This is a genomic window from Rhizobium binxianense (assembly GCF_028994275.1).
Lineage (GTDB): Bacteria > Pseudomonadota > Alphaproteobacteria > Rhizobiales > Rhizobiaceae > Rhizobium > Rhizobium binxianense.
This window is the reverse complement of the sequence record NZ_CP118713.1, coordinates 3027611-3050814: the sequence shown is the minus strand read 5'-3', so window position 1 is coordinate 3050814 and position 23204 is coordinate 3027611. Positions and strand designations below refer to the sequence as shown.

The following is a 23204-nucleotide window of genomic DNA, read 5'->3' as shown; positions in this document are numbered from 1 at the left end:
GAGATTGATTTAGACGTGCATTTGCGTTCTTGAAGCGTTTGTGGCTGTAGCCGGGACCCACTGAAATTACCGGCCGTTTCTTCCGCCGCTTAGGACCGAAGGCGGGGTGTACCGGATCCATTGCCTTGATCGCGTCTTAGCGTCGGCTGTGGAAGGCTGCGAGGACGAGTGCCAAAGAGCCCGTGATGCAAAGCATCCGTATCAAGTCTTTTCCGCCCGCGTTGCCGCGACGATAGAATACCGGGGGCCCACCGCAATCCACAGGGTCGTGAACGAACCAAAGATTTTCGAGCATCGGATGCCGCGACCGCTTTCAACGATCGCCATCAATAGGCCAGGGGCAAGCTCACCGTTTAAATCTTCAGGCTCACACCTATCGCGGAAAAACTACCAGACCAAAGCGCTCAGGCGCGAACCTACGCGGATTCACCAGCCAAGGCGGGGCGGGCAGCGATTTGTCAAATGGAAATGGCGCACCCGACAGGATTCGAACCTGTGACCTTTGGAATCGGAATCCAACACTCTATCCAGCTGAGCTACGGGTGCATGCCGAGGGCGGTTTGAATCGCCTGTCCGATGGGTGGTTCTTAGCCTAGCTTGCGGCCGGCTTCAATCGCGAAATTCTCAGAAATACCGATGCTTGCGGTTTGGCTCGTGTTTTTATCCGTCAGTCTCCGAGAACGCATAAAAAACTCCGCCGGCCTTGCGGGCGGCGGAGTGGGTTGTCGTGGGCTTGTCGCCTTGCGGTCAGATCTGCATGGCGCCGGGGCCGGGGATGGCTTTGGGTGGCACCTTGCCGAGGATGATCATGCCGAGCACCTCATCCTTGGTCACGTCCTCGGTGCGGGCGTGGCCGACGACCTGGCCGTTCTTCATCACCGAGACGCGGTCGGCGAGGTCGAACACGTCGTGGATGTCGTGGCTGATGAGGAAGATGCCGATGCCTTCCTTCTTCAGCTGCTTGATCAGCTCGCCCACCTGCGCCGTCTCCTGGGGGCCGAGCGCCGCCGTCGGCTCGTCCATGATCAGGATGCGGGCGTTGAAGAGGATCGCCCGGGCAATCGCCACCGATTGCCGCTGGCCGCCCGAAAGCGCCTTCACCGGCTCCTTGAAGCGCTTGAAGTTGGGGTTGAGCCGCCCCATCACCTGCCGCGCCGAGGCTTCCATCGCCACGTCGTCGAGCGTGCCCCAGCGAGTCTTCAGCTCGCGGCCGAGATAGAGGTTGGCGGCGGCGTCGACATTGTCGGCGACGGCAAGCGTCTGGTAGATCGTCTCGATCCCGTATTTCTTGGCATCGCGCGGATTGCGGATGTCGGCCGGCTCGCCATTGATCAGGATCTCGCCGCCGTCACGCTTGTAGGCGCCGGAGAGGATCTTGATCAGTGTCGATTTGCCGGCGCCGTTATGGCCGAGCAGGGCCACCACTTCGCCGGGGTAGAGATCCACCGAGGCATTGTCCACGGCGTGAATGCCGCCGAAGGAGATCGAGATGTTTTTCAGTTCCACGAGGGGAGTGCGTTGATCAGCCATATCTGGGGCTCCTCTCACTTGGCACGGGCGCGGTAGACGGTGTCGAGCCAGACCGCCACGACAAGGACGGTGCCGACGACGACGCTCTGCAGCGGGGTGTCGACATGGGCCAGCACCATGCCCGACTGCAGCGACTGCATGACGAGCGCGCCGAGCATGGCGCCGGCGATGGTGCCGGTGCCGCCTGCCAGCGACGTCCCGCCGATCACGGCGGCGGCGATGGTGTAGAGCTCGTCGAGCGTGCCCTGCGAGTTCGTCGCGGCGTTGAGGCGGGCGGTGGAAATCGCGGCGGCGATAGCGGCCAAAACCCCCATCAGCGCGAAGATGCGCACGGTGACCCAGCGGGTCTTGATGCCGGCGAGTTCGGCCGCTTCGGGGTTGCCGCCGATCGCGAAGACATAGCGGCCGAAGCGCAGGCGTGTGGCGATGAAGGTCATGATGATGCCGACGACGATGGCGATCAGCACCGGCACGGCGATGCCGTAGGGAATATCCAGGCCGGTTTCCGGCCAGGGGATATTGTTGGTCTCGGCATATTTCTTGGCGATATTGATCGGCCAGTAATAGCTGTTGGCGATCGATACGGCGCCGAGGATCAGCACGCAGCTCAGCGTCGCCAGGAAATATTCCGCCCAGACCGGCCGCTGCGGAAAGCCGAAGCGGCGGCGCTGCCGGCGCGAGCCGATGATGCTGGCGATGACGAAGAGGCAGGCGCCGATGCCGACGACCCAGCTCCAGGTGGCGCCGATCGAGCCTTCAGCGCCGCCGCCCATGATGCGGAAGGTCTGGTCCATCGGCGCAACCGTCTGGCCGCTGGTGACGAGCCAGGTGGCACCGCGCCAGACGAGCAGGCCGCCAAGCGTGACGATGAAGGAGGGAACGTTGAGGAAGGCGATGATCATGCCCTGGAAAGCGCCGATCAGGCCGCCGGCGATCAGGCCGATGAGCAGCGTGATCACCCAGGTGAAAGGGCTGTCGAAGCCGATATATTCAGGCAGGATTTTCGCCTGCGTCACGCCCATGATCATGCCGCAGAGGCCGAGCACGGAACCGACCGAAAGGTCGATGTTGCGGGTGACGATGATCAGCACCATGCCCGTCGTCATGATCGCGATGTCGGTCGTCTGAACCGAGAGGTTCCAGAGATTGCGCGGGGTCAGGAACAGGCCGCCGGTGATGATGTGGAAACCGATCCAGATGATGACGAGCGCGCCGATCATGCCGAGCAGGCGCGTGTCGATCTCGGTGGCGCGGAAGAAGCGGGCCACCGGACTGGCTTCCGCCGTTCGCGGTCCGCTTGACGTCGTTGATTTTACCATTTCGGCCATGGGTTTGCCGTTCCCCCATTGTGTTTGGACGGATGCGCCGGCGTGCTCAAGGCTGCCGGCGGCGGCGTCTGTTCTTCAACTGACCATCGCGATGCTTCCCGGAAACCGCACGCGTGGCGTCGCGACACCCTTCCGGCAGGGAATGAAAATCCGCGATGGCGCGGCGAGGCGGAGGAACTTCGTCGTTGGAGTTCGCGTCCGCATCCGGCGCCGCAGCGGTCTTTCCGCTGCGGCGCCGGCAGTTCAGTTCAGGCGCTGCTTACTTGCAGGCGGCAACCGTGCCGGCCTTGACGCCCTGGCAGGCTTCAGCCTTGGAAATCCAGCCGGCGTCGATGACGACGTTCAGATTGTCCTTGGTGATGGCAAGCGGCTTCAGGAAGACAGACTGCATTTCCACGCCCTTCGGGCCGCCCTTGAAGGCCTGAGCGCCGTCGATCTTGCTCATGTCCTTGCCGCCGGCGAGGTCGAGAGCGATTTCTGCGGCGCGCTTGCCGAGTTCGCGGCTGTCCTTCCAGACGGAAACCGTCTGCGTGCCGAGAGCGATGCGGTTCAGCGCCGCCTTGTCGCCGTCCTGGCCGGAAACCGGAACGGAGCCGGCGAGGCCCTGGGCGTCGAGCGCGGCGATCGCGCCGCCGGCCGTGCCGTCGTTGGAGGCGACGACGGCGTCAACCTTGTTGTTGTTGGCGGTCAGGAACTGCTCCATGTTGCGCTGGGCGTTCTCCGGCAGCCAGCCGTCGGTATAGGCTTCGCCGACATTCTTGATCTTGCCGGCGTCGATGGCGGCCTTCAGCACTTCCTGCTGGCCCGAGAACAGGAAGTCGGCGTTCGGGTCGGAAGAAGAGCCCTTGATGAAGACGTAATTGCCTTCCGGCTTGGCTTTGAAGACGCCTTCAGCCTGAAGACGGCCGACTTCCTTGTTGTCGAAGGTGATGTAGAAGGCGGCCGGATTTTCGATCAGGCGGTCGTAGCCGACGACCGGGATGCCTTCGGCAGCGGCCTTTTCGATCGCCGGGCCGATGGCGTCGGAATCCTGGGCGAGAATGATCAGTGCGTTGGCGCCCTGCGAGATCAGCGATTCGACGTCGGTGAGCTGCTTGGCGGCTGAGGACTGCGCGTCAGCGGAAATATACTTGGCGCCCTTGGCTTCGAGAGCCTTCTTGATGGCGGCTTCGTCGGTCTTCCAGCGTTCTTCCTGGAAGTTCGACCAGGAAACGCCGACGACGAGATCGGCAGCCATGGCAGCGGTATGAATGGAAACGAGGATGGCAGCGCCGGCCATCAATTTCAAAATAGACTTCATAATGTCCTCCCGAGTGAGTTGCGACCGGCCCAGCCCATGCTTCCTCCGGCCACCGCGTAAAGCTGTCGAGGAAAGTTCGGATTATTTTCTCGACAGTCGAGAAATTTGATGTCAGAGATTTTTTCAGCTGTCAACACTGGACTGCCGGCTTAATTTCCTTGCGCAGCAGCGGCCGGAGATGCAGTGGAAAGCAAGGGTGAACAAGCAGGAGGAGAGGGCGGCATTCATGCTGACCAAGTCGAGCACGGAGCTGGTCCGGCAGAGAAACAGCGTGCTCGTGCTGTCCGTGCTGCGCCGCCACGGTCAGTTGGCGCATACCGAGATATCGGATTTCACCGGCCTTTCCTCGGCCACCATTTCGGCGATCACCACGGAGCTGGAAAAAGCTCAGATCATCGAAAAATCCGAGCAGCAGGCCGCCAGCGGCCGCGGCCGGCCGCGTGTGCTTCTGCGCCAGCGGCGCGATTGCGGCTATCTCATCGTCGTCATCATCTCTTCGGATGCGGTGCAATATTCGCTGGTGGATTATGCCGGCAAGCTGATCGACCGCTTCAGCGAGGAGCGTTCGCATGACCCCTCGGGCGCGGCCCGCTTCGTAGAAGGCGTGCGCGCCGGCCTTTCACGCATTCTCGATCGTTCGAAGATCAGCCAAGAAAAAGTGCTGCTGATCTCGATCAGCAGCAAGGGGCTGGTCAATTCCACCGAGCCGGTGCTTCTGTGGTCGCCGATCTTCGGCAGCGACCAGATCGATTTCGAATCAGCGCTCCGGCCGCAATGGCAGGCCAAGGTGATCCTCGATAACGAGACGCTGCTCGTCGCCGCCGCCCTCGGTGCGCGCGAAGAGATCGCCAAGGGCGCCGATTTCCGCTCGCTCGCCGCCCTGTCGCTCGGCCACAGCATCGGCCTCGGCATCGTCCGACGCGGCAATCAGACCGGCCAGGAGATCTCGGCCCCGAATTTCGGCCACATGCTGCACATGGCCAATGGCGGCCTCTGCCGCTGCGGCACCCGCGGCTGCATCGAGGCCTATGCCGGCTTCTACGCCATCCTGCGCAGCGCCTTCGAAGTGCCGCTCGATACCATTCCGGCCAAATTCGTGCCGGTCGCCGAACTCGACAAGATCGCCGCCCGCGCCCGCCAGGGCCACCGCACCTCAGCCTTCGCCTTCCGCCAGGCGGGGCTGGCGCTCGGCAACGGCCTGTCGCGCATGCTGAGCCTCACCGAACGCATGCCGATCGCCATCACCGGCCCCGGCACCCGCTACTACGACCTCCTCCGCCAGGGCATCGAAGAGGGCCTCGGCCAGTCGCATGTCGTCCGCATGGAAGGCATGCCGGAGATCCGCGTGGTCGCCGACGAACCGATCCTCGTCTTCGAAGGCCACCTCAACCGGGCGCTCTCGGTGATTGACCAGGATATCGTGATTACGGGCGTGCAGGGCGGGGAATGAGGACGCATCGCTGAATGCGAAATGGCGGGGCGAGGGGGAGGTGTCCTGCGAGAGGCCGGTGAGGCACGGAGAGGGTGGGGAGAAGAGGGAATCGAGAGGTCGCGGCAGAAAAAGACCCCTCCCCAACCCCTCCCCGTAACGGGGAGGGGTTAAGCTGTGGCACCGGCTCGCATACCAACAAGACGGCTGCATATGCTGCGCTCAAGAATGAATGCGGCGAGGGCCGCGCGTTAAGCCCCTCCCCCTTGTGGGGAGGGGAATTGCGTCGGCCCCACTGCGGGCCTCACGGAAAACGCCACCAAACGCAAAACGGCCGGGCGAGTGCCCGGCCATCTCATGCACGACTTCCGGTCGGGAGAGGACCGTCAGCCGATCTTGATCAGCTTGCCTTCCTTGACCGACTGCACCGCGGCGTCGGCGAGCGCCAGCGCTGCCAGGCCATCGGCGCCGGAAGGCGCAATCTTCGTGCCCTTTTCGATCGAGGCGATGAAGGCGGCGATTTCGTTGGCGTAGGCTTCGGTGTAGCGGGTCATGAAGAAATCATGCAGCGGCGGGCGGGTGTAGCCGTCGCCGTTTGCCACTTCGATCGAGACCGGGCGCTGGTTTTCGGCTGCGGCCATGCCCTTGGCGCCATGCACTTCGATGCGCTGGTCGTAGCCGTAGGTGGCGCGGCGGGAGTTGGAAATGACTGCCTGCTTGCCGGATTTGGTCTGCAGGATCACCGAGACGCTGTCATAGTCGCCGGCTTCGCCGATCGCCTTGTCGACCAAGACGGCCGCGGTCGCCAGCACCGAGACTGGCTCTTCGCCGAGCAGGAAGCGGGCCATGTCGAAATCGTGGATCGTCATGTCGCGGAAGATGCCGCCCGAGCGCTTGATATAGTCCACCGGCGGGGCGCCGGGGTCGCGCGAGGTGATCGTCACCATCTCGACATCGCCGATCTTGCCGTCGTCGATCACCTTGCGCACCGCCATGAAATGCGGGTCGAAGCGGCGGTTGAAGCCGACCATCAGCTTGGCGCTGGTCTCTTCCACCACCTTGATGCAGGCCTTGACGCGGGCAACATCGAGATCGATCGGCTTTTCGCAGAAGATCGCCTTGCCGGCGCGGGCGAAGCGCTCGATCAGGTCGGCATGGGTGTCCGTCGGCGTGCAGATGACGACGGCGTCGATATCCTTGGCGGCCTCGATCGCCTCGATGGTGCGGACTTCGCAGCCATAGGCCGAAGCGATGGCTTCTGCCGCCTGCGGAAAGGCGTCCGCGACGGCAACCAGCGTCGCTTTGGCGTCGCCGCTGACGGCCTTGGCGTGAACCTTGCCGATGCGGCCGGCGCCGAGAAGACCAAATCTTACAGTCATTTCAACCTCCCTTGAATTCGGAACAAATAAACCGAATTGCCAAAAAACTGGAATTTTCATTCCATCTTCCATGCGCGGCGTCAAGCCCGCGGCTCTTTCACATTTGCAAGATTCGAACTAAAGACAAGCGCGGCACAGGCCGAGGGCAGTGCGACAAAAGCGAAGAGCAGTGCGACATATGCGACCGCGGGGCAAAGATGCAACTGATTGATCCCAACCACCCGGCATACCGGCGCCTCTGGGTGCGGACTGCCATCGTGGCCGTCTGCTTCGGCTGGGCCGGGGTCGAACTTATCACCGGCGATCCGTTCTGGGCAGTGCTGGCGGCGGGCGCCGGCGCCTATTCCTTCTATATGTTGTTCTGGACCTTCAAGCCGCAGCCGCCGGCCGCCGAGGCAGCAGCCGAGCCTGACGCCGAGGAAGAGCCGGAGGGGATCCCTGCGGAGAAGCCGTCGAAGGACGGGCAGGCGGAATAATCAGCGGGCGATTCGCCGCAGCGCTTCATCGATCAGCAGATTGGCGAGCATCATCCGCTTGGTCGCATTGTCGCGGAAGGGCGGGGCGACGCCGTCGGGATGATTGGCGCGGGCGAAGGCGCGCCGCTTCTCGCCGAGCGTCAGCGGCGTATCGGCCGCCGAGATCGCCAGTTCGGCGGCAACCTCCTGCGGAGCCGTGCGGGTGAGATGGTCCGGCATGACGGGCTCGGGTGGAGGCAGAGGCGCCGGCTTCTCCACGATCCCGGCGGCGGCCTCCTGTTCCAGATTGTCGAAATAGGCCTGGCCGACGCGTTGTGAGGCGGCCGAGACACCCTCCAAGACATCGAAGGCAAGCCCGGTGCCGAGGCCGGAGACGCGATGGGCGGCCGGCGCCTCGGTGTCTTCTTCCGTCTCGTCCTCCGCCTTCAGCCGCTCAAGGACTGATTGAAATACCGATTGTCCGAACAGCATCCGCGCATCCTCTTGAAGCGTCTATTGAAGAAGAGCAAGATGGCGCCGGGCTTGCGGCGGTCAGCCCGCTTGCTTCAGGCTTTCCTCGAGGATGATGTCGTAGAGCAGCCGGGCGCTGGGCGGCAGCGCCCGTTCCTTCGCCGTGATCAGGCTGTAGGGCTTGACGTTGATGTCGAAATCGATCGGCAGCATGCGCACGTCGGAGGCTTTGGCGTCCTGGCTGGACAGGAATTGGGCGACGTCGGTCGCGACGGGGGCGATTGCATCGGTTTCGCAGACGATGGCGCAGGTCAGCAGCAGCGAGGAGGTGTTGACGATATTCTCCGGCAGCGCCACGCCGCGCGACAGGAAGATGTCCTCGATCGTGCGGCGCAGCAGCGTGCCCGGCGGTTGGAACACCCAGTCGTAATCCCTGATGTCGGAAAGGCTGCTGGTCTTTTTCTTTTTCAGCAGCGGATGGCGGTTGCGCACGATCAGGCAGGCCCGCTCGATGCCGATCTCCTTCACCTCGAACAGGCGCGGGTTGAGATCGTCGGGAATGCGGCTGATGATGAAGTCGTGGCGGGCGGCGAGCAACTCGCGGGCGAGCACATTGCTGGTCTCCACCTGGATGTTGATCTCGATGCCCGGATAAGCTTTGCGCACCCTGTTGATCGCCGGCACCACGAGGCTCATGGCCGGCGCCGTCACCGCGCCGATGAAGACCGGGCCGCCCTTGCCGCTTTTCAATTCGCCGATCTCGCGGCTCGCCTCGCGCAGCTCCAGCAGGATCTTCCGGGCGCGTTTCGCAAGGGCGGCGCCGAAGGTCGTCAACACCACGCCGCGGGCGACGCGCTCATAGAGCGGCGTCTTGGTGATCGATTCCATTTCGGACAGCATGCGGGATGCGGCGGGCTGCGAGATGTTCAGGACTTCCGCAGCTGCGGAGATCTGTCCACTATCTTCGATTGCGACGATCATCCGCAGGTGATTCAGCTTAAGTCCTGCACGTAAAAGGCTGTCATCACCGAAATTATCGCTGTGAATATCGACGTGATCCATCGAAATGGGCTCGGAAACAATCGTCATGGTTGCAGCCTCCCCACTGCGCTCCATCAAAAGTAATACTTTTTAACGATATACCAAAATTGTTATGCACGTTAGCACTTATTCTATTTGACAGTTATAGGAATCCATACCAGTTTGCCGCCGTGTGCTGGTTGGCACTCAACACGTGTGAGATCGTGGAGGAGACCTACTTCGTTTCTCACCATCTGAAGTAACTATCCAATACGGAACCTGCCACAGTTTCGGGGCGGGCGATTTTTCGTCCGCTGCTCTATTAACAAGGGAGAGAGAAATGAAATCCATTATCTCATTGATGGCCGCGGCTGCCTTCGGCGTCGCTTCGTTCGTTGCACCGGCTCTGGCCGCGGATAAGGGCACCGTCGGCATTGCCATGCCGACCAAGGCTTCGGCCCGCTGGATCGACGACGGCAACAACATCGTCAAGCAGCTCCAGGCTGCCGGTTACGGCACTGACCTGCAGTATGGCGACGACGACATTCCGAACCAGCTTTCGCAGATCGAAAACATGGTCACGAAGGGCGTCAAGGTTCTCGTCATCGCTTCGATCGACGGCACCACGCTTTCCGACGTTCTCCAGAAGGCACACGACGCCGGCATCAAGGTCATCGCTTATGACCGTCTGATCCGCGATTCGGGCAACGTCGACTACTACGCAACCTTCGACAACTTCCAGGTCGGCGTTCTGCAGGCCGGCTCCATCGTTGACGGCCTCGGCCTCAAGGATGGCAAGGGCCCGTTCAACATCGAACTGTTCGGCGGTTCGCCGGACGACAACAACGCCTTCTTCTTCTATGATGGCGCAATGTCCGTCCTGCAGCCCTACATCGACAGCGGCAAGCTCGTCGTGAAGTCCGGCCAGACTGGCATGGACAAGGTCGGCACGCTGCGTTGGGATCCGGCAACGGCCCAGGCCCGCATGGACAACCTGCTCTCGGCCAACTACACCGACGCCAAGGTCGATGCCGTCCTGTCTCCCTATGACGGTCTGTCGATCGGTATCATCTCCTCGCTGAAGGGCGTTGGTTATGGTACGGCTGCCCAGCCGCTGCCGATCGTCACCGGTCAGGATGCTGAAATCCCGTCGGTCAAGTCGATCATTGCTGGCGAACAGCATTCGACGATCTTCAAGGACACCCGCGAACTCGCCAAGGTCACTGTTGCCATGGTCGATGCCGTCATGTCCGGCAAGGAGCCTGAGGTCAACGACACCAAGACCTACGACAACGGCGTCAAGGTCGTTCCGTCCTATCTGCTGAAGCCGGTTGCCGTCGACAAGACCAACTACAAGCAGATCCTCGTCGACAGCGGTTACTACACCGAAGACAAGCTGAAGTAAGTTGAACAGGAGGCCGGAGCCCGCGCTTGCGGGCTCCGGTCTTCGATTTTATGATGACCCGGCCATTTAACGGCTGGGGGCGCTGGAACTTTGACTATGGACAATACCATCCTCGAGATGCGGAGCATCACCAAGACGTTCCCAGGCGTCAAGGCGCTGGAGAACGTGAACCTCAAGGTTCGCCAAGGTGAGATCCACGCATTGGTGGGCGAAAACGGGGCCGGCAAATCGACCCTGATGAAAGTGCTATCTGGCGTCTATCCCACCGGAAGCTATGACGGCGACATCATTTATGAAGGCGAGACGCGCAACTTCAAGGCCCTGAGGGACTCCGAAGAAATCGGCATCGTCATCATCCACCAGGAACTGGCGCTCGTGCCGTTGCTGTCGATCGGGGAAAACATCTTCCTCGGCAACGAGAATGCCAAGAGCGGCGTCATCAGCTGGGACGAGACGTTCAACCGCACCAAGCAGCTGCTCAAGAAGGTTGGCCTGCAGGAATCTCCGAACACGCTGGTCACCGACATCGGCGTCGGCAAGCAACAGCTGGTCGAGATCGCCAAGGCGCTGTCGAAGAGCGTCAAGCTGCTGATCCTCGACGAGCCGACGGCCTCGCTCAACGAAAGCGATTCCGACGCTCTGCTCAACCTGCTGATCGAGTTCCGCAAGCAGGGGATCACCTCGATCATCATCTCCCACAAGCTGAACGAGATCCGCAAGGTCGCCGACCAGATCACGGTCCTGCGCGACGGCATGACCGTCAAGACGCTCGACTGTCATGCGGACGAGATCAGCGAAGACATCATCATCCGCAACATGGTCGGCCGCGATCTTGAAGACCGCTATCCGCCGCGTTCGGTGCCGATCGGCGAAACCATTCTCGAAGTGAAGAACTGGAACGCCTATCACCAGCAGCACCGCGACCGTCAGGTCCTGCACAATATCAACATCACCGTCCGCAAGGGCGAGGTCGTCGGCATCGCCGGCCTGATGGGAGCAGGACGCACCGAATTCGCCATGAGCCTGTTCGGCAAGGCCTATGGCCACAAGGTCTCGGGCGAGGCGCTGATGCACGGCAAGGCGGTCGACGTCAGCACCGTGCGCAGGGCGATCGACGCGGGTCTCGCCTACGTCACCGAAGACCGCAAGCAGCTCGGCCTCGTGCTCAACGACACGATCCTGCACAACACGACGCTCGTCAATTTGAAGGCGGTGTCGAACGCGTCTGTCATCGACAGCGTCAAGGAATCGCGGGTTGCGACCGACTATCGGTCGAAGTTGCGCATCCGCTCTTCCAGCATCTTCCAGGAGACGGTCAATCTTTCCGGCGGCAACCAGCAGAAGGTGGTGCTGTCGAAATGGCTGTTCTCCAATCCCGATATTTTGATCCTCGACGAGCCGACGCGCGGCATCGACGTTGGCGCAAAATACGAAATCTATACTATCATCAACCAGCTTGCCGCCGATGGAAAGGGCGTTCTGATGATCTCGTCGGAAATGCCCGAACTGCTTGGCACTTGTGACCGCATCTACGTGATGAACGAAGGACGCATCGTCGCCGAACTGCCGAAGGGAGAAGCAAGCCAGGAAACCATCATGCGCGCTATCATGCGCTCAGGGGAGAAGAAGCAATGACACCGATCAATCAACCCATCGCTGAGCAAGGGCGTGTCGTCTCCATCGGAGACTACGTTCGCGGCAACATCCGCGAATACGGCATGTTCATCGCGCTCATCGCGATCATGGTGTTCTTCCAGTTCTCGACCGGTGGCGTTCTCTTCAGGCCGCTCAACCTGACCAACATCATTCTGCAGAACTCGTTCATCGTCATCATGGCGCTCGGCATGCTGCTGGTGATCGTCGCCGGCCATATTGATCTTTCGGTCGGATCCGTCGTCGGTTTCATCGGCGCCATCGCCGGCGTGATGACGGTGCAATGGCACACCAATTATGTCCTGGCCGGTATCGTCTGCCTTGCCATGGGCGCGCTGGTCGGCGGCATCCAGGGTTATTTCGTCGCCTATCACAAGATTCCGTCCTTCATCGTGACGCTGGCCGGCATGCTGGTCTTCCGCGGCTTGACGCTGTTCGTGATGACGGCATCGGGAACTGGCACTAGCATCGGTCCTTTCCCGCCGGAGTTCCAGCTGATCAGCATCGGCTTCCTGCCGAACGCTTTCGATATGGGTGGCATCAACTCGACCTCGATCATTCTGACCGTTGTCGGCGCCGTTACGCTCTTCTACCTGGCGTGGCGGAAGCGCCTGTCGAACGAGAAGCATGGCAATGACGTCGAGCCGCTGGGCTTTTTCCTCGCCCAGAACATCATTGTCACCCTCGCCATTCTGGCGCTCGGCTACCAGCTGTCGATCTATCGCGGCTTCCCGAATGTGCTGATGGTCATGCTGGTTCTGGTGGCTGCCTATGCCTTCATTACCCGCCGCACGACGATCGGCCGCCGCATCTACGCCATGGGCGGCAATGAGAAGGCGACCAAGCTTTCCGGTATCAACACCGAGCGGCTGACCTTCCTGACCTTCGCCAACATGGGCCTGCTTGCCGGTCTCGCCGGCCTGATCGTTGCCCTGCGCCTCAACTCGGCGACGGCCAAGGGCGGTTTCGGTCTCGAGCTCGACGTGATCGCGGCCTGCTTCATCGGCGGCGCGTCGGCCCAGGGCGGCGTCGGCAAGGTGACCGGCGCGGTCATCGGCGCCTTGATCATGGGCATCATGAACAACGGCATGTCGATCCACGGTCTCGGCACCGACTCGCAGCAGATGGTCAAGGGTGCGGTGCTTCTCGCTGCCGTGTTCTTCGACGTCTACAATAAGAACAAGGGCTGAGCGCCCAAGCGCAGCCCGAGCATTCGCAGTCATATGAATGATGGATTCCGGCTCCTGATGGAGCCGGACAGGCGGAGCTTTTTCCTGTCTTCGCCGAAACGAGAAGGATCGAAGACGTGCTTATTTCCCAGATCAAAGGTGCCAACGGAGAGATCGTCGTCGCCGTGCGCGAGCCGGGCGGTGCGGCCAGGTCGGTCAACAATGCCGGCAGCGTCTATGCGCTGGCGATGGAAGCCGCCGATGGCGGCAAGTCGCTTGCCGCGGTCATCGAGGCCCATGGCTACGGCGATACCGTCGATCTTGAAAAGGCTTATGCGGAAGGCCGCTTCCTGCCGCCGATCACCCATCCCGATGCCGCCCATCTGCACCTGACCGGCACCGGTCTGACACATTTGGGCTCGGCGGCAACGCGCGATTCCATGCACAAGAAGACCAGCGAGGCGGCCGAGGAAACGCTGACCGACTCGATGAAGATGTTCAAGATGGGCCTTGAGAACGGCAAGCCGAAATCAGGCGAAAAGGGCGTGCAGCCGGAATGGTTCTACAAGGGCAACGGCTATGGCACGGCTGCTCCCGGCGCCCCGCTGATCTCGCCTTCCTTCGCCCTCGATGGCGGCGAAGAGCCTGAAATGGCCGGCATTTACGTGATCGCCAAGGACGGCGCGCCGTTCCGCATCGGCTTTGCCCTGTCGAACGAGTTTTCGGACCACGTCACCGAACGGATCAACTATCTCTATCTGGCCCACTCGAAACTGCGCCCGGCCGCCTATGGTCCGGAAATCCGCATCGGCGCCGCACCGGACGATATTCGCGGCACCTCGCGCATCAAGCGCGGCGACAAGGTGATCTTCGAAAAACCGTTCCTGTCGGGCGAAGCGAACATGTCGCACACCTTCGCCAACCTGGAATATCACCATTTCAAATACGGCATCTTCCGTGTCCCGGGCGATGTGCATGTCCATATGTTCGGCACGGCAACGCTTTCCTTTGCCGACGGCATCAAGGCGGAAGAGGGCGATGTCTTCGAGATCGAAGTCGCCGAATTCGGCCTGGCGCTGCGCAATCCGCTGAAGGTGGCCGCCGAAGAAGAGATCGCCGTCAGGCAGCTCTGATTTTTGAGATCCGGCCGCCTGCGCGGCCGGATCGTGATGTAAACGGTAAAGGAGGCTTGTTGAGCCCATGACCATTTATCAAAACCTGATCGCCGGCGAATGGGTCGGCTCGAACGCGACGAAGAACATCAACCCGTCGGATACGAACGAGGTCGTCGGCCTCTATGCCGATGGCAGCGCCGAGGACACGAAAAACGCCATCGCCGCCGCCAAGGCGGCTTTCCCGGCCTGGTCACGTTCCGGCATCTGGGAACGCCATGTCATTCTGAAGAAGGCCGGCGACGAGATCATGGCGCGCAAGGACGAACTCGGGGCGCTGCTCGCCCGCGAGGAAGGCAAGACGCTGCCTGAGGCCACCGGCGAAGTCATCCGTGCTTCGCAGATCTTCGAATTCTTCGCAGGCGAGGCCCTGCGGCTGGCCGGCGAGGTCATCCCGTCGGTTCGCCCGAATATCGGCGTCGAGATCACCCGCGAAGGCCTCGGCGTCATCGGCATCATCACGCCGTGGAATTTCCCGATCGCCATTCCTGCCTGGAAGATCGCCCCGGCGCTTTGCTACGGCAATACCATCGTCTTCAAGCCGGCCGAACTGGTGCCGGCCTGTTCCTGGGCGATCGTCGATATCCTCAACCGGGCAGGCCTGCCGAAGGGCGTCTTGAACCTCGTCATGGGCAAGGGCTCGGTCGTCGGCCAGGCCATGCTCGAAAGCCCCGACGTTCACGGCATTACCTTCACCGGTTCCACCGGCACCGGCAGGCGCGTCGCCGCCGCCTCCATCGAGCATAACCGCAAGTTCCAGCTTGAGATGGGCGGCAAGAACCCGATGGTCGTGCTCGACGATGCCGACCTCAACGTCGCTGTCGAGGCTGCCGCCAATTCCGGTTTCTTCTCCACCGGCCAGCGCTGCACCGCCTCCTCACGGCTGATCGTCACCGAGGGCATCCACGACAAATTCGTCGCGGCACTGACCGACAAGCTGAAGACGCTCGTCGTCGACAATGCGCTGAAGGCTGGCACCCATATCGGACCCGTCGTCGACGAGCGGCAGCTGAAGACCGATACCGACTATATCGAGATCGGCAAGAAGGAAGGCGCCAAACTCGCCTTCGGCGGCGAGCTGGTCTCGCGCGACACGCCCGGTTTCTACCTGCAGCCGACGCTGTTTACCGAAGCGACCAACCAGATGCGCATCTCGCGCGAGGAGATCTTCGGACCTGTGGTCTCGGTGATCCGGGCGAAGGATTACGACGAGGCGCTTGCCATCGCCAACGACACGCCGTTCGGCCTCTCGGCCGGCATCGCCACGACCAGCCTGAAACACGCGACGCATTTCAAGCGCAATTCGGAAGCCGGCATGGTCATGGTCAACCTGCCGACGGCAGGCGTCGATTTCCACGTTCCGTTCGGCGGCCGCAAGGGTTCGTCCTACGGCCCGCGCGAGCAGGGCAAGTACGCCGCCGAGTTCTACACAACCGTCAAGACCGCCTACACGCTGGCTTAAACAAAGCGCGGTTACCCGGGCCGTACGAGGCGGTCCGGGGATATCCTGAAGGACAGAGACTATGAAAAAGAAAGCGGAATGGCCGCGCAGGCTGAGATCGCAGGAATGGTACGGCGGCACAAGCCGCGACGTGATCTATCACCGCGGCTGGCTTAAAAACCAGGGATACCCGCACGACCTGTTCGACGGCCGGCCGGTGATCGGCATCCTCAACACCTGGTCGGATATGACCCCGTGCAACGGTCATTTGAGAGAGCTCGCCGAGAAGGTGAAGGCTGGTGTCTGGGAGGCCGGCGGCTTCCCGCTCGAGGTGCCGGTATTCTCGGCATCCGAAAACACCTTCCGTCCGACCGCGATGATGTACCGCAATCTCGCCGCGCTCGCGGTGGAAGAGGCGATCCGCGGCCAGCCGATGGATGGCTGCGTGCTTCTCGTCGGCTGCGACAAGACCACGCCGTCGCTGCTGATGGGTGCCGCCTCCTGCGACCTGCCCTCGATCGTCGTCACCGGCGGGCCGATGCTGAACGGCTATTTCCGCGGCGAACGTGTCGGTTCCGGCACGCATCTGTGGAAGTTCTCCGAAATGGTGAAGGCCGGCGAGATGACGCAGGCCGAGTTCCTCGAGGCGGAAGCTTCGATGAGCCGTTCGTCGGGCACCTGCAACACCATGGGCACTGCCTCCACCATGGCTTCCATGGCCGAGGCGCTCGGCATGGCACTGTCCGGCAATGCCGCGATCCCCGGTGTCGATTCCCGCCGCAAGGTGATGGCGCAGCTCACCGGCCGGCGGATCGTGCAGATGGTCAAGGATGACCTGAAGCCCTCCGAAATCATGACGAAGCAGGCTTTCGAGAACGCCATCCGCACCAATGCGGCGATCGGCGGATCGACCAACGCCGTCATCCACCTGCTCGCCATTGCCGGCCGCGTCGGCATCGATCTTTCGCTTGACGATTGGGACCGCTGCGGCCGCGACGTTCCGACAATCGTCAATCTGATGCCGTCGGGTAAATACCTGATGGAAGAGTTCTTCTACGCCGGCGGCCTGCCTGTCGTGCTGAAGCGCCTCGGCGAAGCCGGCCTCCTGAACAAGGACGCGCTGACGGTCTCCGGCGAAACCGTCTGGGACGAGGTCAAGGACGTCGTCAACTGGAACGAGGACGTCATCCTGCCGGCTGAAAAGGCGCTGACGTCTTCGGGTGGCATCGTCGTGCTGCGCGGCAACCTCGCGCCGAAGGGCGCGGTGCTGAAGCCTTCGGCCGCCTCGCCGCATCTGCTGGTGCACCGGGGCAGGGCTGTGGTGTTCGAGGATATCGACGACTACAAGGCGAAGATCAACGACGACAACCTCGACATCGACGAAACCTGCATCATGGTCATGAAGAACTGTGGGCCGAAGGGCTATCCGGGCATGGCCGAAGTCGGCAACATGGGCCTGCCGCCCAAGGTGCTGAAGAAGGGCATCCTCGATATGGTGCGTATATCAGACGCCCGCATGTCGGGAACGGCCTACGGCACCGTCGTGTTGCACACCTCTCCGGAAGCAGCCGTCGGCGGGCCGCTGGCGGTGGTGAAAAACGGCGACATGATCGAGCTTGACGTGCCGAACCGCCGCCTGCATCTCGACATTTCCGACGAGGAATTGGCGCGTCGCCTCGCCGAATGGCAGCCGAACCACGATCTGCCCAAATCAGGCTATGCCTTCCTGCATCAGCAGCATGTCGAAGGAGCCGACACCGGCGCCGACCTCGACTTCCTCAAGGGATGCCGCGGAAACGCTGTCGGTAAGGACAGCCACTAAAGCGGGTATCCGAAAGTGGAAATCAGTGAAAAGGCGGGTGAAACCCCGCCTTTTTCTTTACGCTTGCTCAGCAAGAAAATGGCATTATATTCTGTACAAGTGTACAGGAGATATGGTTATGTCGAGAGTAGTCGGCGCGGCGGAGTTCAAGGCGAAATGTCTGAACCTTATCGATCAGCTGGGGAAGGACGACGAATCTATCGTCATCACCAAGCGTGGCAGGCCAGTTGCCGTGCTTTCACCGGCACCTGACACTCGCGGACGCAGGAGTATCATCGGCGCGATGAAGGGCAGCGTATTGCGCTATGACGATCCGCTGTCTCCGGCAGTCGCACCAGTGGATTGGGACGCCGTTCGTTGATCGTCATCGATACGCACATCCTCGTTTGGGCATTGCAGGACGATGCGCGTCTCGGCTCACAAGCCCGGCGCATCATCGATGAGATGACGGGAAAAGCCGGATCCTGATTTCGGCGATTACGCCTTGGGAAATCGCGATGCTCGTGCAGAAGGGACGCTTGGCGCTCGGCGATGACGTCGGGCGATGGATCGATAGCGCGCTGTCTCTGCGGGGACTCCAGCTCGCACCGATCGAACCTTCCATAGCGATAGACAGCGTTCGACTGCCTGGTGAGTTTCATGCCGATCCGGCCGACCGCATCATCGCTGCCACCGCCCGTTTTCATCGCGTACCGTTGCTGACGGCCGATCAGGCGATCTTGAGCTACGGGGCCCTCGGTCATCTCCAGGTTCTTGCGGCCGGCTAGAGCGTTTCACGTTTTGACGGAAGCATAGCCAGCGTTTGTGAAGTAGTTTGCGCATTCGTCAGGCTTGATGGTGCCGACGAGGTCTCCGAGATGACGCCAGGTGTCGTCGACGGTTCGCTTTTGGGCCTGGCGCATCCAATGTTTGATCTTGGCGAATGCCTGTTCGATCGGATTAAGGTCAGGGGAATATTTCGGCAGGAACCATAGTCTGGCGCCGGCCGCCTTGATGGCATCGCGGACGGCCTTAGCTTTGTGAGAGCCGAGGTTGTCGAGGATGACGATGTCGCCGGGCTTAAGTGTCGGGATCAGCTGTTGGCGGACATAAGCCTCGAAGCACTCGCCATTGATTGGGCCATCGAAGACGCAGGGCGCAGTGAGCCGATCACAGCGCAGAGCGCCGAGGAAAGTGAGTGTGCGCCAGCGTCCATGTGGGGCAAAGCCGCGCAGCCTCTTGCCCCTCGGTCCCCAGCCGCGTAACGGCGCCATGTTGGTGCGGATCCAAGTTTCGTCGATAAAGACGAGCCGCTTCGGATCGAAGCGGGCTTGCCAAGTCTTCCAGCGCTGCCTGTGCCGGGCAATGTCGGCACGGCCCTGCTCAAGGGCGAATAGCGTTTTTTTTGAAGCTCAGACCTTCACGGCGCATGAACTGCCAAATGGCATTATGGGAGACGGCGATACCGCGGGCGGCCAGTTCGTCCTTCAGCCGATGCAGCGTCAGGTGCGAGATCTGCTCGATCCGCTCGACAATGAAGGCGCGATGCGGCTCCAGCACCCGCCGGCGATGGCCACCCATCTTACCGGGCGAGACGCTGCCGGTTACCCGATGGCGCTGCGACCACTTCACCACAGAGGAGACGGCAATGTCGAACCGTTCAGCCACCACCCGGCAGCTCTGACCGCCTGCAACTGCAGCCACTACGCGTTCACGAAGATCATTCGAATAAGGTCGCGTCATCGATGCTGGCCTCCATTCCAGCACCCAGGATGAATCACAATTCTGCTGATTTGGGAATCCCACCTCGATTCCGATAAGCAATGAACCGCTCTAAAGCACGTCGCATCAAACTTGATGCATGCAATGAAAAGTTGACGATCGGCAACTGTCACGTGCGCCATCTGCCGGAAGCTGGTGGATTTCGGGACCGGCGGTTCAGCTCTGGCTCTGGCTTTGCATCTGCCCGCCGTCCTCGACCTTCACGGTGACCGACAGCGTTTCGCCCGGCGTGCCGATGCGCATGCCTGAAATCGGCGCGGCGTCGCGATAGCAGAGACCGGAAGCGATCCTGATGTAACGCGCATCCGGGCAGATCTCGTTGGCCGGATCGAATCCGACCCAGCCGAGGCCGGGAATATGGGCCTCTGCCCAGGCATGGGTCGCCGCCTGTTCGACCTTCTCTTCCATCATCAGATAGCCCGAGACATAACGCGCCGGCACCTGCAGGGCGCGGGCGGCGGCAATGAAAATATGCGCGTGGTCCTGGCAGACGCCGCTCTTCTTCTCCAGCGCCTGTTCGGCCGTCGTCTCGGTGTTGCTGGTGCCGGGCTTATAGGCGACCGTCTCGTGGATTGCCGCCATCAGTGCATGCATGCGGGCAAGCTCGTTATCGCCACCGACGCCCTTGATCAGTTCCTTCACCAGTTTGCCGCCCTTGGTCAGCGGCGTGTCGCGCAGGAAGAGCCAAAGCGGGCAGAAGCCGGTATGCGGGCCGGTGACGCCGTTGTTGTCTTCCGTTTCGACCTCGCCTTCGGCGAGAATGCGCGTCACATCCTGCTCGCCTTCCAGCGAGACCAGATTGACGTGATTGCCGTACTGGTCGTCATATTCCACCTCGGGTATCGCACCCTCGACCTTCAGCGCCCAGGTGAGGACTTTCTGATGGTGGCTCGTCGGCGGCGTCAACCTCAGCCTTTGCAGCGAGAACTGCGTCGGTCCGTCGTAGCGGTATTCGGTGAGATGGCTGATCTTCAGTCGCATGTTCTGATCCGCTTATACATAGAACCGATAGCCGTCGGAAATTTCCGCACCGAGCTTGTTGTTGCGCGCGACGAAATCCTCCAGGAACTCGTGCAGGCCCTGATCCATGATATCCCGGATCGCTCTCGTCTGCAGGGTGGTGCGGATCGCATCGGCAGTATCGTGGGCAGGCAGGCGCTCGCCATAATCCTGGGAGAGATAGCCGAGATTGCTGACGATCTTTTCGTAACAATAGGCAAGCGAGCGCGGCATCTGGACGTTCAGCGTCAGGAAGTCGGCAATGTTCATCGCCCGGTATTCGCCATCATAAGCCCAGCTATACGCGCGGTGCGCGGAGACCGAGCGCAGGATCGATTCCCACTGCACATTGTCGAGAGAGGAGCCGACTGATGAAACCGAGGGCAGCAGCACGTAATATTTCACGTCGAGGATGCGGCTGGTATTGTCCGCCCGCTCGATGAAGGTGCCGATGCGGGCGAAATTATAGAGTTCGTTGCGCAGCGTCGAGCCATGAAAAGCGCCGCGGATGAGACCGGCGCGGCGCTTGATCACATCGATCACTTCAGGCAAGTCGGCGGCCTTCACGCGCTTTTCGAGCAGCGATTTCAGGTCGATCCAGCATTCGTTGGTCGCTTCCCAGGTCTCGCGTGTCAGGGCGGTGCGCACCATGCGGGCGTTGTTGCGGCCGGACTCGATGCAGGACATGACGCTCGACGGATTGGCGCGATCGCGCAAGAGATAGTCGATCGCATCGGCGTTCGTCAGCTTCGTATGGCCTTCGTCATAAGCTTCGCGCACGCCGGCGCTTTGCAGCACGCCATCCCAGTTGTCGTCGCCGGCGCTGCTGCGGGTGAGCGACATGCGCAGCCCGGCATCGACCAGACGGGCAATATTTTCGGCGCGCTCGATGTAGCGGAACATCCAGTAGAGGCCGTTTGCGGTTCTTCCGAGCATCAGTCCTCCAATACCCAGGTGTCTTTGGTGCCGCCGCCCTGGCTGGAGTTGACCACCAGCGAGCCCTGCTTCAACGCCACGCGGGTGAGCCCGCCCGGAATGATCTGAACCTTGTCCGACACGAGCACATAGGGGCGAAGGTCGACATGGCGCGGTGCAATCCCTTTGTTGACGAGGATCGGCACGGTGGAGAGCGACAGCGTCGGCTGGGCGATATAGTTGTTGGGCTTGGCCTTCAGCTTCTCGGCGAAATCGGCGCGCTCCTTCTTCGATGCCGTCGGCCCGACCAGCATGCCGTAGCCGCCGGAGCCGTGCACCTCCTTGACAACAAGCTCTTCCAGATGCTCGAGCACATATTTCAGGCTTGATGCTTCCGAACAGCGCCAGGTCGGCACGTTTTCAAGCAGTGCCTTGCTGCCGGTGTAGAATTCGACGATCTCCGGCATATAGGAATAGATCGCCTTGTCGTCGCAAATGCCGGTGCCCGGCGCGTTGGCGATGGTGATATTGCCGGAGCGGTAAACATCCATGATGCCGGGAATGCCGAGCGCGGAATCGGCCCGGAAGGTCAGCGGATCGAGGAAATCGTCGTCGACGCGGCGATAGAGCACGTCGATCGCCTCGTAACCGCGGGTCGTCCGCATCTTCACCTTGCCGTCGATGACGCGCAGATCCGAGCCCTCGACCAGCTCGACGCCCATCATGTCGGCGAGGAAGGAATGCTCGTAATAGGCCGAATTGTAAATGCCCGGCGTCAGCACCGCGACGCGCGGCTTGCCGCTGCAGCCGGGAGGCGCGAGCGAGGCGAGGCTCTGGCGAAGCAAGTAAGGATAGTCCTCGACGCGCTGCACCTTGTTCTCATGGAAGAGCTCCGGGAACATCTGCATCATGGTTTCCCGGTTTTCCAGCATGTAGCTGACACCGGAGGGCGTGCGGGCGTTATCCTCGAGCACGTAGAACTGGTCCTCGCCGGTGCGCACGATGTCGGTGCCGACGATATGGGTGTAGACGCCGCCGGGCGGGCGGAAGCCGATCATCTCGGGGATGAAGGTGACGTTGTTCTCGATCAGCTGGCGCGGAATGCGGCCGGCACGGATGATCTCCTGCTTGTGGTATATATCATCCAGAAAGGCGTTGAGCGCGATCACCCGCTGCTCGATGCCTTGGGCGAGCTTGCGCCATTCGCGAGCGGAGATGATGCGCGGAATGATATCGAAAGGAATGAGCTTTTCGGAGCTGTCGGCATGGCCGTAAACTGCGAAAGTGATGCCGGTCTTCCGGAAGATATTTTCCGCATCGCGGGACTTGGCAATCAGATGCGCCCGGTCTTGGCTGTTGTACCACTCGAAATATTTTTCATAAGGCGGACGAGGACTTTCGTCCCCGGTAATCATTTCATCAAATGCCAAAGGTGCGGCTCCCCTTTTTTGTTCATTTGAATACAACGCAAATTGCAATGCAAGAACCATGCGCAGTTCGGGGAAAAGATTTTGCGTTGCGGGAAACGGGCGAAAATCTGAGCATTTGAAGTGAAGTGGCGTGGTGGGGAGGATGGTTGCTTCGAGTGGTTGCGCAAAATGTGGGCAGATGATTGTTTTTCGATCGGCAAGGTGGATTCGAGGTGCAGATGCAACCGCACCTCTCTCATCCTGTGGCGAGGAGAGGGCATGCCGTGAGGCACCCCCCTCTGTCCTGCCGGACATCTCCCCCACAAGGAGGGAGATCGGCTGGGCGCGACGGCTTCCCCAAACAACTACCGCATGGCTATTTCGATACAGCAGAGAGGGACGGATGACCCAACCTCTTGCCAATCTCCACCCTTGTGGGGGAGATGCCCGGCAGGGCAGAGGGGGGTGCCTCACGGCACGCCGTTCTGTATTCGCCACAGGAGCCGCGCTGGTCACGCTATCCACCCAACCATCAGCGAAATTTCA

19 protein-coding genes, 1 tRNA gene and 1 pseudogene are annotated in these 23204 nt (G+C 61.3%); 10 read left to right on the top strand and 11 right to left on the bottom strand.

Annotated features, from left to right (window positions below; genetic code table 11):
• Positions 1–469: 469 nt before the first annotated feature.
• The 4 genes from PO860_RS15140 to xylF all read right to left on the bottom strand — a co-directional run bounded on the left by PO860_RS15140 (position 470) and on the right by xylF (position 4158).
• A tRNA-Arg gene (locus tag PO860_RS15140) sits at positions 470–546 on the bottom strand.
• Positions 547–747: 201 nt separating this feature from the next.
• Positions 748–1530 carry an ATP-binding cassette domain-containing protein gene (locus PO860_RS15135; protein WP_003581354.1) on the bottom strand — a complete coding sequence of 261 codons (783 nt, stop codon included), beginning with the start codon at positions 1528–1530 and terminating at the stop codon, positions 748–750.
• Between the two features lie 14 nt (positions 1531–1544).
• Positions 1545–2858 carry a sugar ABC transporter permease gene (locus PO860_RS15130; protein ID WP_183607911.1) on the bottom strand — a complete coding sequence of 438 codons (1314 nt, stop codon included), beginning with the start codon at positions 2856–2858 and terminating at the stop codon, positions 1545–1547.
• Positions 2859–3117: 259 nt separating this feature from the next.
• Positions 3118–4158 (bottom strand): D-xylose ABC transporter substrate-binding protein, encoded by a 1041-nt coding sequence (gene xylF, locus PO860_RS15125; protein ID WP_183607912.1) that lies wholly within the window; start codon positions 4156–4158, stop codon positions 3118–3120.
• Between the two features lie 226 nt (positions 4159–4384).
• On the opposite strand from xylF, the gene PO860_RS15120 reads away from it, so the two are divergent.
• Positions 4385–5608, top strand: coding sequence for an ROK family transcriptional regulator (locus PO860_RS15120; RefSeq protein ID WP_272782237.1), 1224 nt, complete (start codon positions 4385–4387; stop codon positions 5606–5608).
• Positions 5609–5973: 365 nt separating this feature from the next.
• On the opposite strand, the gene iolG is transcribed toward PO860_RS15120, so the two are convergent.
• Complete coding sequence (iolG, locus tag PO860_RS15115) at positions 5974–6966, bottom strand: inositol 2-dehydrogenase (protein WP_273884532.1); 993 nt, start codon at positions 6964–6966, stop codon at positions 5974–5976.
• 197 nt (positions 6967–7163) lie between these two features.
• Between iolG and PO860_RS15110 the strand changes: the two genes are divergently transcribed.
• A complete protein-coding gene (locus tag PO860_RS15110) occupies positions 7164–7442 on the top strand; it encodes a hypothetical protein (protein WP_183607914.1) in 279 nt (92 codons plus the stop codon).
• On the opposite strand, the gene PO860_RS15105 is transcribed toward PO860_RS15110, so the two are convergent.
• Positions 7443–7913 carry a hypothetical protein gene (locus PO860_RS15105; RefSeq protein WP_273884530.1) on the bottom strand — a complete coding sequence of 157 codons (471 nt, stop codon included), beginning with the start codon at positions 7911–7913 and terminating at the stop codon, positions 7443–7445.
• Positions 7914–7973: 60 nt separating this feature from the next.
• Positions 7974–8981, bottom strand: a complete 1008-nt coding sequence (locus tag PO860_RS15100) for a LysR family transcriptional regulator (protein WP_183607916.1) — start codon at positions 8979–8981, stop codon at positions 7974–7976.
• Positions 8982–9252: 271 nt separating this feature from the next.
• Here PO860_RS15100 and chvE point away from each other — a divergent pair, with 271 nt between their 5' ends.
• From chvE to PO860_RS15060, 8 genes and pseudogenes are all read left to right on the top strand, one after another.
• A complete protein-coding gene (chvE, locus tag PO860_RS15095; protein WP_047611463.1) occupies positions 9253–10317 on the top strand; it encodes a multiple monosaccharide ABC transporter substrate-binding protein in 1065 nt (354 codons plus the stop codon).
• 96 nt (positions 10318–10413) lie between these two features.
• Positions 10414–11952 carry a multiple monosaccharide ABC transporter ATP-binding protein gene (mmsA, locus tag PO860_RS15090; protein WP_272781889.1) on the top strand — a complete coding sequence of 513 codons (1539 nt, stop codon included), beginning with the start codon at positions 10414–10416 and terminating at the stop codon, positions 11950–11952.
• The gene (gene mmsB / locus PO860_RS15085; protein WP_183607918.1) at positions 11949–13160 is read left to right on the top strand and encodes a multiple monosaccharide ABC transporter permease; all 1212 of its coding nucleotides are present in this window, start codon (positions 11949–11951) and stop codon (positions 13158–13160) included. The genes mmsA and mmsB overlap by 4 nt, the downstream gene beginning before the upstream one ends.
• Before the next feature lie 116 nt (positions 13161–13276).
• The gene (gene araD1 / locus PO860_RS15080; RefSeq protein WP_183607919.1) at positions 13277–14272 is read left to right on the top strand and encodes an AraD1 family protein; all 996 of its coding nucleotides are present in this window, start codon (positions 13277–13279) and stop codon (positions 14270–14272) included.
• Positions 14273–14339: 67 nt separating this feature from the next.
• Positions 14340–15773 carry an aldehyde dehydrogenase family protein gene (locus PO860_RS15075; RefSeq protein ID WP_272781892.1) on the top strand — a complete coding sequence of 478 codons (1434 nt, stop codon included), beginning with the start codon at positions 14340–14342 and terminating at the stop codon, positions 15771–15773.
• A gap of 61 nt (positions 15774–15834) precedes the next feature.
• Positions 15835–17574: an L-arabinonate dehydratase gene (gene araD / locus PO860_RS15070; protein WP_273884528.1), complete on the top strand. Its 1740-nt coding sequence runs from the start codon at positions 15835–15837 to the stop codon at positions 17572–17574.
• A gap of 118 nt (positions 17575–17692) precedes the next feature.
• Positions 17693–17935: a type II toxin-antitoxin system Phd/YefM family antitoxin gene (locus PO860_RS15065; protein ID WP_273881215.1), complete on the top strand. Its 243-nt coding sequence runs from the start codon at positions 17693–17695 to the stop codon at positions 17933–17935.
• Positions 17932–18341: pseudogene (locus PO860_RS15060) on the top strand (type II toxin-antitoxin system VapC family toxin). The gene PO860_RS15065 and the pseudogene PO860_RS15060 overlap by 4 nt, the downstream one beginning before the upstream one ends.
• Before the next feature lie 6 nt (positions 18342–18347).
• Here the strand turns inward: PO860_RS15060 and PO860_RS15055 are convergent.
• From PO860_RS15055 to PO860_RS15040, 4 genes are all read right to left on the bottom strand, one after another.
• Positions 18348–19296 (bottom strand): IS630 family transposase gene (locus PO860_RS15055; RefSeq protein WP_273885870.1). Its coding sequence is split into 2 segments (ribosomal slippage): positions 18348–18959 and positions 18961–19296, totalling 948 coding nucleotides; the frame shifts between segments, so codons are not numbered across the junction.
• 195 nt (positions 19297–19491) lie between these two features.
• Positions 19492–20316, bottom strand: coding sequence for a transglutaminase family protein (locus PO860_RS15050; protein ID WP_097620781.1), 825 nt, complete (start codon positions 20314–20316; stop codon positions 19492–19494).
• A 12-nt stretch (positions 20317–20328) separates the two neighbouring features.
• On the bottom strand, positions 20329–21270 hold the full coding sequence (locus PO860_RS15045) for an alpha-E domain-containing protein (protein ID WP_183607923.1): 942 nt from the start codon (positions 21268–21270) through the stop codon (positions 20329–20331).
• Entirely contained in the window at positions 21270–22679 is a 1410-nt protein-coding gene (locus tag PO860_RS15040) for a circularly permuted type 2 ATP-grasp protein (protein ID WP_273884357.1), read from the bottom strand. The genes PO860_RS15045 and PO860_RS15040 overlap by 1 nt, the downstream gene beginning before the upstream one ends.
• Positions 22680–23204: the final 525 nt, after the last annotated feature.